Annotated in this window: 11 protein-coding genes; all 11 read right to left on the bottom strand. The window is 62.6% G+C overall.

Annotated elements, in window-relative coordinates; genetic code table 11:
* Positions 1 to 3: 3 nt before the first annotated feature.
* Positions 4 to 1,305 (bottom strand): putative lipid II flippase FtsW, encoded by a 1,302-nt coding sequence (gene ftsW / locus ACNAOU_RS08610; RefSeq protein ID WP_422758423.1) that lies wholly within the window; start codon positions 1,303 to 1,305, stop codon positions 4 to 6.
* 2 nt (positions 1,306 to 1,307) lie between these two features.
* Entirely contained in the window at positions 1,308 to 2,897 is a 1,590-nt protein-coding gene (gene murD, locus ACNAOU_RS08605) for a UDP-N-acetylmuramoyl-L-alanine--D-glutamate ligase (RefSeq protein WP_422758422.1), read from the bottom strand.
* Positions 2,879 to 3,988 (bottom strand): phospho-N-acetylmuramoyl-pentapeptide-transferase, encoded by a 1,110-nt coding sequence (gene mraY, locus ACNAOU_RS08600; protein WP_018779291.1) that lies wholly within the window; start codon positions 3,986 to 3,988, stop codon positions 2,879 to 2,881. The genes murD and mraY overlap by 19 nt, the downstream gene beginning before the upstream one ends.
* Positions 3,985 to 5,475, bottom strand: a complete 1,491-nt coding sequence (locus ACNAOU_RS08595) for a UDP-N-acetylmuramoyl-tripeptide--D-alanyl-D-alanine ligase (protein WP_039240734.1) — start codon at positions 5,473 to 5,475, stop codon at positions 3,985 to 3,987. Before ACNAOU_RS08595 ends, mraY begins: the two co-directional genes overlap by 4 nt.
* Positions 5,476 to 5,481: 6 nt before the next feature.
* Positions 5,482 to 7,125 carry a UDP-N-acetylmuramoyl-L-alanyl-D-glutamate--2,6-diaminopimelate ligase gene (locus ACNAOU_RS08590; protein ID WP_422758421.1) on the bottom strand — a complete coding sequence of 548 codons (1,644 nt, stop codon included), beginning with the start codon at positions 7,123 to 7,125 and terminating at the stop codon, positions 5,482 to 5,484.
* 102 nt (positions 7,126 to 7,227) lie between these two features.
* Positions 7,228 to 9,024 carry a peptidoglycan D,D-transpeptidase FtsI family protein gene (locus ACNAOU_RS08585; RefSeq protein ID WP_018779288.1) on the bottom strand — a complete coding sequence of 599 codons (1,797 nt, stop codon included), beginning with the start codon at positions 9,022 to 9,024 and terminating at the stop codon, positions 7,228 to 7,230.
* A gap of 42 nt (positions 9,025 to 9,066) precedes the next feature.
* Positions 9,067 to 9,738, bottom strand: a complete 672-nt coding sequence (locus ACNAOU_RS08580) for a hypothetical protein (RefSeq protein ID WP_039240731.1) — start codon at positions 9,736 to 9,738, stop codon at positions 9,067 to 9,069.
* Entirely contained in the window at positions 9,735 to 10,763 is a 1,029-nt protein-coding gene (gene rsmH, locus ACNAOU_RS08575; RefSeq protein WP_051088534.1) for a 16S rRNA (cytosine(1402)-N(4))-methyltransferase RsmH, read from the bottom strand. The genes ACNAOU_RS08580 and rsmH overlap by 4 nt, the downstream gene beginning before the upstream one ends.
* Before the next feature lie 133 nt (positions 10,764 to 10,896).
* The gene (mraZ, locus tag ACNAOU_RS08570) at positions 10,897 to 11,328 is read right to left on the bottom strand and encodes a division/cell wall cluster transcriptional repressor MraZ (protein WP_018779285.1); all 432 of its coding nucleotides are present in this window, start codon (positions 11,326 to 11,328) and stop codon (positions 10,897 to 10,899) included.
* 449 nt (positions 11,329 to 11,777) lie between these two features.
* Positions 11,778 to 12,146: a DUF3040 domain-containing protein gene (locus tag ACNAOU_RS08565; protein ID WP_039240730.1), complete on the bottom strand. Its 369-nt coding sequence runs from the start codon at positions 12,144 to 12,146 to the stop codon at positions 11,778 to 11,780.
* A 239-nt stretch (positions 12,147 to 12,385) separates the two neighbouring features.
* Positions 12,386 to 13,648, bottom strand: coding sequence for a DNA polymerase IV (gene dinB, locus ACNAOU_RS08560; RefSeq protein WP_422758420.1), 1,263 nt, complete (start codon positions 13,646 to 13,648; stop codon positions 12,386 to 12,388).
* Positions 13,649 to 13,707 lie beyond the last annotated feature (59 nt).

The following is a 13,707-nucleotide window of genomic DNA, read 5'->3' as shown; positions in this document are numbered from 1 at the left end:
GTGCTAGGTACGCTTTCGTGCGGGTTTGGGTGAGCGGCGCGGCAGGAATCGTGGACGTTGCTGGGGTGGCAGCTGGCCGCGGGCCAAGGACAACACTACGCCCACACCGCACAGGGACATGATCAGCGCCGAACCGCCATATGAGATGAACGGCAGAGGCACTCCCACCACTGGCAGCAACTGCGTTACCACCGCCATGTTCATGCTCGCCTGGCCCAGGAGCCACACCATGATGCCGCCGGCAAGGGTCCGCTGGAACGGGTCTGTCTGGCGGACCACGACCCGGAAAATCGCAATGCCCAGGATGGCAAACAGCACCAGGACCACAATGGTTCCCATAAGGCCGAGCTCCTCACCGATGATGGCGAAGATGAAGTCGTTGTGGGCTTCCGGAAGCCAGTTGTACTTCTGCCTGCTCTGGCCAAGGCCCAGGCCTGTCCAGCTACCCTGGGCCAGGCCGTACATGCCGTTCGTTGACTGGAAATCGAAGTCGAATTGTTCGGTGCACGTCGCGGACGCCGTTCCGAGCCATGACGTGATGCGGCAAATCCGGTTGGAGCTGCTGACGGTGGCCAGCACAGCCCCGACGATACCCACGGCGCCGGCGATGCCGAGCATGCGCCCCGGAACGCCGGCGAAGTAGAGCCCTGCGGCGGCGATGGCCGCAATGACAATGACTGTTCCGAGGTCATTACCGAGCATCACCAAACCGATGACCAGTCCGGCACCCGGCACAACCGGGATGATCACGTGCATCCACCGGTTAAGGAGCTTTTGTTTCCGGGCAAGCACGGCGGCAATCCAGACACAAAGGACCAGCTTGGACATCTCCGAAGGCTGGAGTGTGACACCGCCGATGTCGATCCAGTTCTTGTTTCCGTTGACGCTGTTGCCCATGACCTGGACCAAGGCCAGGAGGACCACGACGGCGCCAAGAGCCCACCAGGAAAGTTTCTTCATCCAGTTCACGTTGGTTCGTGAAATGACGTACATGGCGACCAGGCCGACGACGCCGAACACGGCCTGCTTCAACGCATCCGCGTAGGGGGACTTTCCCTCCGAGATGGCTTCGACGCTGGAAGCGGACAACACCATCATGATGCCAATGGCCGTCAACGCCAGGGCACAACCGAGAATGAGGTAATAAGTGGAGCTGTTGGGCGCCTTGCTTTTGCCCTCTAGGCTCTCCCAGAAGCTGCGCCAGTGCCGGCGTAACCCTTTGGGCTGCCTGGCGGCCCGGGGCGTGGCCTTGTTCTTCCCGTCCCGTGGCTCTTTTCCGCGGGTGCGGGTGGGCGTGCTGACCATTGTTACTCCTCGGTGGTCTGTGCCTGCCCTTCCACAAGCTCGCGAACTGCCTGGACGAATGCGTCGCCACGGTGAGCGTAGGAAGAGAACTGATCCATGGATGCAGCCGCTGGTGCCATGAGGACGGTATCGCCCGAGGTTGCCACTCCGGCTGCGGACGCCACGGCCTGGGCCATGATGGTCTCGCCGAAAATTGGCGAAGCGGCGTTACCGGCTGCGGTCTGCACACTCTCAGTGTCACCCTTGGCCTGGGCTATCACCGGGACATCCGGCGCGTGTCGCTGGAGGGAGGCTTCCAGCGGAGCTGTATCGGTTCCGATGAGCACTACAGCCTTGAGCCGTGGTGCATGTTCCTTGACCAGCTCGTCGTAGTTGACGCCCTTGGACAGGCCGCCGGCAATCCACACCACGTTCTGGAAGGCCGAGAGTGCCGCCGATGCCGCATGCGGATTCGTCGCCTTCGAGTCGTTGATCCACAGGATGTCGTTGTGCTTGGCCACCAGCTGGATCCGATGCGCGCCGGGGAGGTAGTTGACCAGTCCCTGCTTCACAGCCGAGGGTTCCACACCGTAGGCCCGGACCAATGCCGCGGCGGCCAGCGCGTTCGCTACCATGTGGCGCGGGGCCACCGGGCCAAGATCTGTCATGGCGGCCAGTTCCGCTGCCGAATCCTTGCGTTCGGCGATGAAAGCGCGGTCCACCAGCAGACCGTCCACGACGCCCAGCATGCTGATGGCAGGCGTGTTGGTGGTAAAACCGATGGCCCGGCAACCCTCCACAACATCCGCATTCTCGACCATGCGCTCGGTTTCGATTTGCTCGGCGTTGTAGATCGCTGCCTTTTGGGTGTTCTCGTACACCTTGGCCTTGTCCGCGAGGTAGGACGCATAGGAACCGTGCCAGTCCACATGGTCCTCGGCGACATTGAGGCACACACTTGCCACCGGTGAGAGCGAGTCGCTCCAATGCAGCTGGAAGCTGGACAGTTCCACAGCAAAGACGTCATAGTCGACCGGGTCCCGCAGGGCGTCCAGGATCGGCGTTCCAACATTGCCGACCGCGATGGCCTTCAAGCCGGCAGCCTGCAGCATTGACTCGGTCATGCCCACCGTGGTGGTTTTGCCGTTGGTGCCGGTGATGGTCAGCCAGTCGGTGGTCTTGCGCCCTTCACGGACCCGGAGACGCCACGCCAATTCGACGTCGCCCCACACGGCGATGTGCTTGCGCTTGGCCGCCGCCAGCAAGGCCTGATCCGGCCGCCAGCCGGGAGAAGTTACCACGAGGTCGGGCAGGCTGTCCTCAATCAGCGGGAGGGTGCTGACAGCGTCCTCCCCCAGCAGGACGTCAACGGCGCCGACGATTTTCAGGGTATCTGCCTGAGCTTTGGCTTTGTCGGTGGTTGCGGCGTCCACCACTACTACCTTGGCTCCGAGCTCAATCAGGGTGTCGGCAGCGGAAAAGCCGGACAGGCCGATACCCGTCACCACGACCCGCAGCCCGCTCCAGTTGGAATCCCAGCTGGTCAGCTCCTTGAGCCGGTCGGATGAAGAGGACATGGTTCCAGAACCCTCGTTCACAGCAGCACCACCCATTCAGCGTAGAAAATTCCCAGGCCTGCGGCCACGAACAGCCCGGCGAGGATCCAGAAGCGGACCACCACGGTGACCTCGGCCCAGCCCTTCAGTTCGAAGTGGTGCTGGAGCGGGGCCATTTTGAACACCCGTTTACCGCCGGAGAGCTTGAAGAAGCCCACTTGGATGATGACCGACAGGGTGATGAGCACGAACAGGCCGCCGATGAAAGCCAACAGCAGCTCAGTCCGGGAAAGGATGGCAAATGCTGCCACGGCCCCGCCGATGGCCAGCGAGCCGGTGTCGCCCATGAAGATCTTGGCCGGTGACGTATTCCACCAGAGGAACCCGACCAGGGCTGCGCTGAGGATGGCCGCGAGCAAGGCCAGATCCATGGGGTCGCGGACCTGGTAGCACCCGCTGCCCGCTTCCTTGGGTGAACCGCATGCTTGGTTGTTCTGCCAGATACCCATGATGGTGTAGGCGCCGAAGACCATGATGGATGCTCCGGCGGCCAGCCCGTCCAGGCCGTCTGTCAGGTTCACGCCATTGGTTGCTGCCGTGATGATCAGGTTGGACCAGACAATGAACAAGATAGCGCCCAGTACTGTCCCGCCGAAGGCGAGATCCAGCCAGGGAATATCCCGTACCAGCGAGATCTGCGTCGAGGCCGGACGGAGCCCGTCCTCATTCGGGAACTGCAGGACCAGCACGGCGAAGATGATGCCAACGGCTGCCTGGAGGATGAGTTTGGCTCGGGCGTTCAGGCCCAGGCTGCGTTTGTTCGAGATCTTGATGTAGTCATCCAGGAATCCCACGAAGCCCATGCCGACCATGAGGAACAGCAGAAGAAGACCTGACGCCGATGGCCCGGCGGACCGCGGGTTCATCATCCACATGATCAGGTGCGTCACAAAGTAGCTGATGAGCACAGCCGCCACCACGACGGTCCCGCCCATGGTGGGGGTGCCGCGCTTGGTGTGGTGCGAAGTGGGGCCGTCATCGCGGATGAACTGCCCGTAACTCTTGGCTACCAGGAACCTGATGAAGAGGGGTGTGCCTATCAAGGCCACCAGAAGGGCGACGCCGGCGCCGATCAAAAGTGCAATCACAGCTGCTCGTTCCCTTCGCTTGCGGCAGCTTCAGCCGCGCTTTCTCCGGTGGGCTCGGCCCGTGGAGGTAATGCTATCCGATCCCCCAAGTGCCTGAGCCCCACACCATTGGAGGACTTGAACAACACGAGGTCGCCTGGTCTGAGTTCGTTCTGCAGGAGTTCGTATGCTTCCTCCACAGTCTCGGTGAAGGAACATTCATCCCCCCAGGAGCCTTCCTGGATGGCAGAGACATAGAGGGCGCGGGCTTCGCGTCCCACCACCACCAGCCTGGAGATGTTCAGCCGGACCACCTGAGTGCCAACCGCAGTGTGTTCGCGGATGGAGTCTTCGCCCAGCTCGAGCATGGCGCCAAGGACAGCCCAGGTCCTCCTGCCTTGTCCAAGGTCTGCAAGAGTGCGCAGAGCAGCGCGCATGGATTCCGGGTTCGCGTTGTAGGCATCGTTGATGATGGTCACGCCGTCTTCACGTTCTGTTCGCTCCATGCGCCAACGGCTGGCTGCCGACTGGGAGCTGAGTGACGAGGCGATGTCGACGGCTGGAATCCCGGCCGCAAAAGCCGCTGACGCAGCTGCGAGCAGGTTGGTCATGTGGTGGCCACCGATCAGGCGGCTCCGCACCGGAACAGAAGGACCGCCGTCGGGAAGTATGAGGTCGAAGTCGGGGAAGCCCTGGTCGTTGACCACGACGTTGCGGGCTTCCACCTCTTCGGTCGTAGCGGGCGAGGCCGTGAACCCCAGGACCTTGGCCTTGGTGCGGGCGCGCATGGCAGCTACGCGGCCGTCGTCGAGGTTGATGACCGCAGTGCCGTTTTCGCTAAGGGCTTCGACCAGTTCACCCTTGGTTTTGGCGATGTTCTCCACACCGCCGAATTCGCCGGCATGGGCGGTCCCGACTACCAGGACTACACCGATGTCCGGCTTGACCATCTCCGCGAGGTACTTGATGTGGCCCAGGCCGGTGGCACCCATCTCGATGACAAGGAAGCGCGTATCGGTGTCAGCGGCAAAAACCGTGAGCGGAACACCCACCTCGCCGTTGTACGAACCCTGTGGCGCCACAGTGGCGCCTGCCGTCGACAACACGCCGGCAAGGAGATCCTTGGTGGTGGTCTTGCCGGCTGAGCCGGTGATCCCAATAACCGTGAACTGCTCGCCGCGCTGTTCGCGGTCGGCCCGGATGCGCCGGACCGCTTCAGCCGCCAGGGCGCCCATGGCCAGGACAGCGTCATCGACCACGACGGCGGGATATGGGCTGCCGTGGGCATCGGTCACCTCACGTTCGGCGAGGACCAGAACGGCGCCACGCTCAAACGCGGCGTCGACGAAGTCGTGGCCATCGGCGTGCTCGCCGGGTTTGGCCACGTACAACGAGCCGGGCGTCGCCTCCCGTGAGTCAGTAACCACAGAGGAGGGCACGATGCCCGGATCTCCGGTCAAACGGCCATGGGTGATGTCGGCGATCTCCGCCGCAGTAAGTGCAATCATCTCGGTTTAGGACTCTATCCGCTGGTCGGATGAAACGCTGAATCCCTTGGATGTCAAGGCGGCCCGCAACTCGACCCTGTCGTCCAGGGCGAGGTTTACGCCTTGTACTTCCTGCCACACCTCGTGGCCGCGTCCTGCGATGAGGATGGTGTCCTTCGCCGTCGCCAGGTCAACGGCGAGGCGGATGGCAGCATCCCTCGGGTAGGACTCGATGATCTCGCTGCCCAGGTTCTCTCCCTCCCGCGCAGCAAAGGCGCCCGCCAGCACCTCAGCGCGGATGGCGGCGGCATCCTCATCGTGGGGGTCGTCATCGCTGATAATCACGACGTCGGCCAGACGGGCCGCGATTGCGCCCATGGTAGGCCTTTTACCTTGGTCACGTTGTCCTGTGGCGCCAAAAACCACGATGACGCGCGACTCTTCCTCCGGTGACCGGACCGCCATCAGCGCACGGGCCAGGGCATCGGGATTGTGGGCAAAATCAACAACGGCGGCGGGCTCCGTGGAGACGAGCTGCATGCGCCCGGGAACAGCAACCGTAAAAGGATCGTGGGCATCCAAGGCGTCCTGGAGCTCGGATTCATTCACCCCGGACGCCAGGACCATGACGGTAGCCAACGCCGCGTTTGCCACGTTGAAGTCGCCCGGCAAGCCGGTGTGGACCCGCAAGGTCCGGCCGTCCGTGTGGTGCAGTTCGAATTCCGAACCCAACCCGCGCGGGTTGATGGACGCGACGTGCCAGTCAGCATCCAGGGCGCCACTGGAAGAAGCCGCTGAAAGCGTGGTGACCGGAATGTCCGCCAGGGCGGCAAGCTTGCGGCCCCATTCGTCGTCGACCGTGACAACAGCCTGGCGTGCGCGTCCGGCGGTGAAGAGTTCGGCCTTGGTGTTGAAGTACTCCTCCATGCTGCCGTGGAGGTCCAGATGGTCCTGGGTGAGGTTGGTGAATCCTGCGACGTCGAACATGACAGAGTCCACCCGGCGGTAGGAGATCGCGTGCGATGAAACCTCCATGGACGCCGCGTCCAGGCCCCGCTCCCGCATCAATGCGAGCAGTGCGTGGACATCCGGGGACTCCGGAGTGGTCAGGAGGCTCGGGATGGGTTCTCCGCCGGCCACTATCTCGATGGTCCCGATCAGGCCCGGCTGCTTGCCCAAGGCACGCAGCAGCGAGTTGATGAAGTAAGTGGTGGTGGTCTTGCCATTGGTCCCCGTGACGCCGAAAAGCGACGGGAAGGCCGCATCCTCCGGTTGGCTGCGATAGATCAGCGCGGACAAAGGCCCGACGGCGGCCCGCGGCTCCGCAATGATGAGGACAGGGACGGGCTGCTCGGTTGCCAGCGCAAGCTGGCGTGCACCGGCGTCGTCCGTAACCACTGCGACGGCACCGGCCTCCACGGCTTGGGGTACGAAATCGGCACCATGGCGCGTGGCGCCCGGCAAGGCCATGTAGAGATCGCCCGGTTCAACGGCACGGGAATTGAGCGTGATGCCGGTGACGCCAAGGTCCTGGCTGCCGTCAGGAGCCGTTACTCCCAGCGCTCCCGCTATGGCCGCCAGGGGCACCGCAGCAACGGATGCGGGACGGAAAGCTGACCGTCCGGCATCCGGCGTCGCGGTATTGGAAGCTGCCTCTTTGTGCTCTGACACGTGGTTCTCCGTTGGTGCTCGTGGAACGACCGGCCGGGGGCCAGCGGCGCCCGGGCCGTTAGTGGTGGATCGAATGGTGACCGAAACAGACGCCCAAGAAGCTTACTTGACGAACTGGGGCAGCCGCGCGGGAGTCCCGGTGGATGGGGCCACGTTGTAGGTCCTCAGGACCTGTGCCATCACTGACCGGAACACCGGGCCGTTGGTGACTCCATAGATGTTTCCCTTGGGGCGCTGCAAGACCACTTCCACGATGAACCGGGGGTCATCCATGGGGGCCATGCCAACCATCGAGGCAGTGTAGCCATCGAAGCCCGGCAGTCCGTCCTCACGCGGGGCTTGGGACGTACCGGTCTTGGCGCCGACACGGTAGCCGTCGATGGCGGCATCCTTGATCTGTCCCTCGGTCACTGCGCTCTCCAGGATGTCCCTGACCTGTTGGGCGGTCTCCTTCGAGACCACTTGGCGCGGATCCTTGGCAGGGGCCTTCTGCTCCTGGCCGTCGGGGCCGATGTAACCGTCAATCAGCCGGGGTTGGAGCATCACCCCGTTGTTGGCGATGCTCTGGAAGGCCCGGACCGTCTGCAGCGTCGACTGCGACACGCCCTGCCCGAAGAGCACCGTGTACTGCTGGCGTTCATCCCATTGGTCTGGCGTGGCGAGGATGCCCGTCGCTTCGGCCGGCAGCCCGATGTCCGTCTGCTCTCCGATGCCGAACTTCTTCAGCCAGTCATACCGCTGCTCTTTGCTCAGGCGGCTCCCGACCATCACGGTGCCGGTGTTCATGGACCAGCCCAGGATGCCGGCGAGGGTGCGTTCTTCGGTGCCGTGCTCGAAAGCGTCCGTGAAGGTCTGTCCGTCAATGGTGTATGCGGGCGGAATGGTGAAGTGGTCCAGCGGGAAGGACTTGCCCTCCTCGATTGCCGCCGCAGCGGTGATCATCTTCTGGACGGAGCCGGGCTCGTAGGCGGCAGTCACCGAACGCACGCCACGGTCCTTGGCGTCGACTTTGCCGGGGTCGTTCGGGTCCGGGGCATTGGTGTCGGCCAGGGCGATGAGGTTGCCGGTCTTCGTGTCGATCACGACGATCGAACCCCACTCGGCATTCATTTTGTTGACCTGGCTCTGAATAGCCTGTTGAGCGAAGTACTGGATGTCGGTATTGATGGTCAGTTTGACGTCACTGCCGTCGACGGCGGGTGTCAGTTCGTCAGTGGCCACGGGAATACGGAGGCCGTCGGCACCGATCTCGAAGACGCGCTTGCCTTCAGTACCGCGGAGAATCTCGTCCTGGGTTTGCTCGATGCCCGCCTGGCCGGTGGTCCCGTCCTTGAGGAAACCCACTACCCCGCCGGCCACGCTGCCATTCGGGTAGACGCGTTTGCTGATGCCTTCAGCTTTGAGTCCCGGGATGTAGAGCTTGGTAATCCGGTCCTCCAGCTCAGGCTTGATGTCCTTGGCGACCACAAAGTAGCGCTTATCCCCCGTCAGGGACTCCCGGACCTTGGCGACGTCGGTCCCGAGCAAGGCCGCAAGATCAGCAATGCCCTGGTCACGCGTGATTTCGTCGAGCTTTTCCGTTTTCTCGTTGTAGCGGTGGAACGTCTCGGTGTTCGTATTCACGGTCTGGTCGACGACGATGTTGTACCGGATGACGCTGCTGGCCAGAACAGTGCCGTTCGCGTCCAGGATCTGCCCACGCTCAGCAGGGAGGACCTGGGGGGTCAGGCGCTTGGCAAGGGCAGCCTCGGCCATCCCGCCCATGTCCAGGCCCTGGACCATGAACAACTTGCCCCCGACCACCAGCAGCAGGGTCAGCATGATGCCGAGCCCAACGCGCAGCCGCCTTCGTGCCGCCGGCGTCTTCGTTTTATTCGATGTGCCGGGGTTCTGAGCCACGTTGATTCCTTGCTGCTGGCCTTGGTTCAGTGGACGGATGGACTACTGTCCGGGAGTCTTCTGCTGGGGGGCCGGGACCGACCCTCCATGAAGATCCACCGGCGGTTTCGCTGCCGGGGACGCCGGAGCTGCCGGCGCAGTTGCCTGCGCGGCCGACGCTGCCGGCGCCGCGGGGGTGACTGGCTTGAGGTTCTCCAACGGATCCTTGGTGGTCACCGAGGGAACAACATCCAATACGCCCCCGACGGCCGGAGGAGCAAGAACAGCCCCGGGGTTGTCGCCCTTGACTGCGGGAGTAGCCTTCCCGGTCACCGTCATGGTGTTCAGGTCGATCTGGCCTTTGACCGTGGAAGGAACCATACCCAATTCTGTAGCCTTGGCGGCCAGATTCTGGGGAGCTTCGAAGTTCTGCTTCTTCTGTGTCAGGTCCTGGTTTTCCTTGTTAAGGGTCGCGGCCTGCGCCTTGAGCTGCACCAGCTGGTACTGCGCCGTCGACACGGAGATGTTCAGCACCAGGACCGTCAGGAGCGCCGCTGCCATGGCCACGAAGCACAGAACCACGAAGGGGGTCCTGCGCCTGCCGGGAGCACTGCGTACAACGGAGAGCGGCGTGCGCGGCCGGCGGGCGACATCCGGCTTCCCTGCCGGTGTTGGAAGCGCGCGGGCAGTGTTGCCCACCACGGAGGGCAAAGTCCTCGCTGCGGCGTTGCTCATGCGTCTCTCCTCGATTTGATGCGTTCGACGGCCCTCAGCCGCGCAGAAGCCGCGCGCGGGTTCTCTGCGATTTCTGCCGCTGTGGGCACTTCCGTGCCTTTGGTGATTGTCTTCAATTCAGCTTTGTGTTCTTCAAGTTCCACCGGGAACCCGAGTGGCGCCGAGGATTTCGAGCCCTTCTGGAATACGGACTTGACGATCTTGTCTTCCAGCGAGTGATAGGACATCACCACCACGCGGCCACCCAACGCCGTGGCGGCCACTGCGGCCGGAACTGCGCGTTCCAGGACATCGAGTTCCTCGTTGACCTCGATGCGCAAAGCCTGGAAGGTGCGCTTGGCAGGGTGTCCCCCGCTTTTCGCTGCGGCGGCAGGAACCACGCTGCGAATCTGCTCCACGAGCTCGCCCGTGGTGGCAAATGGCTTCTCCGCCCTCGCGTTGACGATCCTGTTGGCAATCCGTCCGGCGAACTTCTCCTCGCCCCATTTGCGGATGATGCGGACAAGATCTTCTTCGCTGTAGGTGTTCACGACGTCGGCGGCGGTCTGCCCGCGGCTCGTGTCCATGCGCATGTCCAGAGGAGCGTCATAGGAGTAGGCGAATCCACGTTCGCGTTCGTCCAGCTGCAGCGAGGAAACTCCCAGGTCCATCAGGATGCCGTGGACCTCCGGAATTCCGAGGTCAGCCAGCACGTCCTCGATCTCGTCATAGACGGCGTGAACAAGGTCAGTGCGCTGCGAAAAGGGCTCCAGCCGGGCCCCGGCCAGTGAAAGTGCTTCTTCGTCCCGGTCAATGCCAACGAGGTGAAGATCGGGAAAGCGCTGCAGCATCGCTTCGGAGTGCCCGCCCATGCCGAGAGTCGCATCGATGGCAACAGGAGTCTCTCCCCTGCTCCTGGCAGCTTCGAAGCCGGGAGCGAGCAGGTTGATGCAGCGGTCTTTCAGGACGGGCACGTGGCGCTCCGATGTGGGCTTTGCCGCGTCCTGCTCTTCCACGCTGCCTCCTCTTTCCTCAGTTACGTGCATGGTGATTCTTGAACCGGATCCCCATCCGCGCCTATCGTCCGCCGGCCTGGCTCAGGGGAAGTTGAGCCAGGAAGACTGTCCGATGGGCGGCTGGAGATCCCATTCAAGAAGCGGTACTGCTTCCACCGACCGGTTAGATGAACCCGGGCAGATTGTCGTCATCCGTTTCCGAGAAGGCTGCTTCCTTCTCGTTGAGGTACTCGTTCCAAGCGTCTGCATCCCAGATCTCGGCCCGGGTGCCGGCACCAATCACTGCCAGCTCCCTTCCCAAGCCTGCGTATGCACGGAGCGCCGGTGGAATGGTCACGCGCCCCTGCTTGTCAGGTACTTCGTCCGAGGCTCCGGACAGAAAGACCCGGATGTAGTCACGTGCCTGCTTGGAAGACAATGGCGCTTCCCGCATCGACTCGTGGATACGTTCGAATTCCTTCTGGCTGAAGACGTAGATGCAGCGCTCCTGGCCCCTTGTGAGGACCAGTCCCTCTGCAAGCTCCTCACGAAACTTGGCGGGAAGTATGATCCGGCCCTTTTCATCGAGACGCGGCGAGTGAGTGCCCAGAAACACTGGCCCCACCGCCCCTCAGTCAAGGTGCCCGTACATACCCAACACTGCCACTACCCTCTTATGTGCTCCACTTTACTCCACAACGCACCACAGTCAACGCACTCGTGGGCGTTTCTCCACCACTTTGAGATTCCTCGGGGCCGAATTGCCGCGGGTTTTCCGGGGGTGGAGTGAAGTGGAGGTATCGACACGTCGGCCGACGTCCAAGTCCCGCGCCGGGAAGCTGAAAGGCGCCTGGGAAGCGCTCTGCACCCCAAAACCGCTTTCGGCGGGAGGAAAGTGGAGCTGGTGGTGGGAAATGGAGGGGCCGGGCGTTGCAACCCTTAAATGCGAAAGGACCCGCTTGGCGGGTCCTTGTCAAAGCTTTGGAAGTGTTTAATCCACGAGCGGGCTCAGGGGCGCGACTGACTCACGATGGCCTGCTGCCGGGAGAAGTGACACGCCCTCCGTCAGTGGTCGTCGCGGCGTCGTTCATCCCAGCGCTCTTCGAGGCTGCTCATGAAGGTGCTCTTGGGCTTGGCCTTGGCGGGCTTTCCCTTACCGGATTTCCCGAAAGCCGCTCCACGCAACGTCGCGAAGTACACGCCAGCACCCATGACTATGAAGCCGAGGACACCCACAGGTATCGCCTGCAGCGAGACGCCGACCAGCAGGAGAAGAATGCCGGCGATTGCCCCAAGGACGCCAATGATGACATGCCTGGTCGACCAGCTGCGGATGGGATCCGAACCCATGGTGTTGGCAAACTTCGGATCGTCCTCATGAAGTTGCTTTTCAAGTTGCTCAAGCAGCTTCTGTTCGTGCTCCGAGAGGGGCATCGCGACCTCCTTTAGTCAGCCAGCGTCTGGACATAACGCGTCCTGTGCGTCTGTTTACCCCAACGATCGGACCAAGAATTTCGTTCCCAAAATACCCTCTTGGTTCAGCGGATACCTCAGGGCCGACTGTTCAGGAAACAGTTTGTCCAGACGATCTAAATCTCTGTAATAAATAGGATAGTTTGTCCGGGGCCGTTCTGAAAGACGCCTGGGGCCGTGCGGGACCAAGGTCACAGGGTTCAGGCCTCCGAGGCAGGTTTACCGGGTTCCAGGAGCCGGGCCGGAAGCAGGGTTTTGGAACCAAATCGCTGGGAAACCCTGTCCAGGGCCTGCTCGGCTGCCCGCCAGTTGTCATCCCGGCGGTCCAGGCTCAATTGCATCGACGTCTGACCTGCCGGTTCCAATTGCTCCGCCCGCACTCCCACCAGCCTGACGCTCATGGAACGCGGGCCCAAGGAGTCGAGCAGCTGCATGGCCACCTGGTAGATCAACTGGGCACTGTCTACCGGCGTGTGCACAGTGCGGCTCCGGGACACCGTGGAGAAATCGGCATACCGGAGCTTCAAGGCGACCGTCCGTGCGAGCATTCCGGAACTCCGGAGACGACTGGCCGTCCGGTGGGACAACCTCAACAACTCCCTGTGCAGCAGTTCTTCATCTGCTGTGTCTACGGAGAAGGTCTCTTCAGCACCAATGCTCTTCTCAACCCTGGTGGGCGTCACTGGACGGGGATCAATTCCCATGGAGAGCCTGTACACATGTTCCCCGCTTGCGCCAAGAACCTTCTTCAGCGAGGACAAGGGTGTGGCGGCCACATCGGCGACCGTTCGGATGCCCATACGCGCCAGGACCTCCCCGGTCTTGCCACCCACACCCCAGAGGGCGCTGACAGGAAGGCTGTGAAGGTAGGAAAGGGTGTCTTCGGCGTCGATCTGCAAAATGCCGTCGGGTTTGCACCGGGTGGAGGCGATCTTGGCAACGAACTTGGTGCCGGCAATCCCCACGGAAGCCGTGATGCCAAGCTCTGATTGGACCCTGCGCCTGATGAGGTGGCCAATTTCCAAGGGCGTGCCCAGCCGGCGGATGGCCCCGCCAACGTCCAGGAAAGCTTCGTCCACGCTCAAAGGCTCCACCAGGTCCGTAATGGACCCGAAGATCTCCATGAGCTGCGCTGAGACCTCGTAGTACAGAGTGTGGCGGGGATTGATGACGACCGCCGCTGGACAGCGCCTCATCGCAATGGACATCGGCATGGCCGACTTGACCCCTGTGGCCCGGGCTTCATAGGAAGCAGAGAGGACCACGGACCTGTCCGCGGGGAATCCCACGATCACGGGCTTGCCCCGCAGTTCGGGACGGCCGCGGAGTTCGACGGAGACAAAGAATGCGTCCATATCCACGTGCAGGATGCTGGTTCGCCTCAATTCCCGCAGGGCCTCTTCAGCGCTGCGGGCCGGTCTGTGTCCAGCGCTTGACTCGCCGCCGGGTGCTTCCTGCCTCACAACGGCAATACTATGCCCGGGCACTGACTAAACTGGAGGCAAAGTCCGGCTCAGCCCCA

The organism is Paenarthrobacter sp. C1, assembly GCF_049315185.1.
GTDB classification, from domain to species: domain Bacteria; phylum Actinomycetota; class Actinomycetes; order Actinomycetales; family Micrococcaceae; genus Arthrobacter; species Arthrobacter nicotinovorans.
This window is presented reverse-complemented; position numbering and strand designations above follow the sequence as displayed.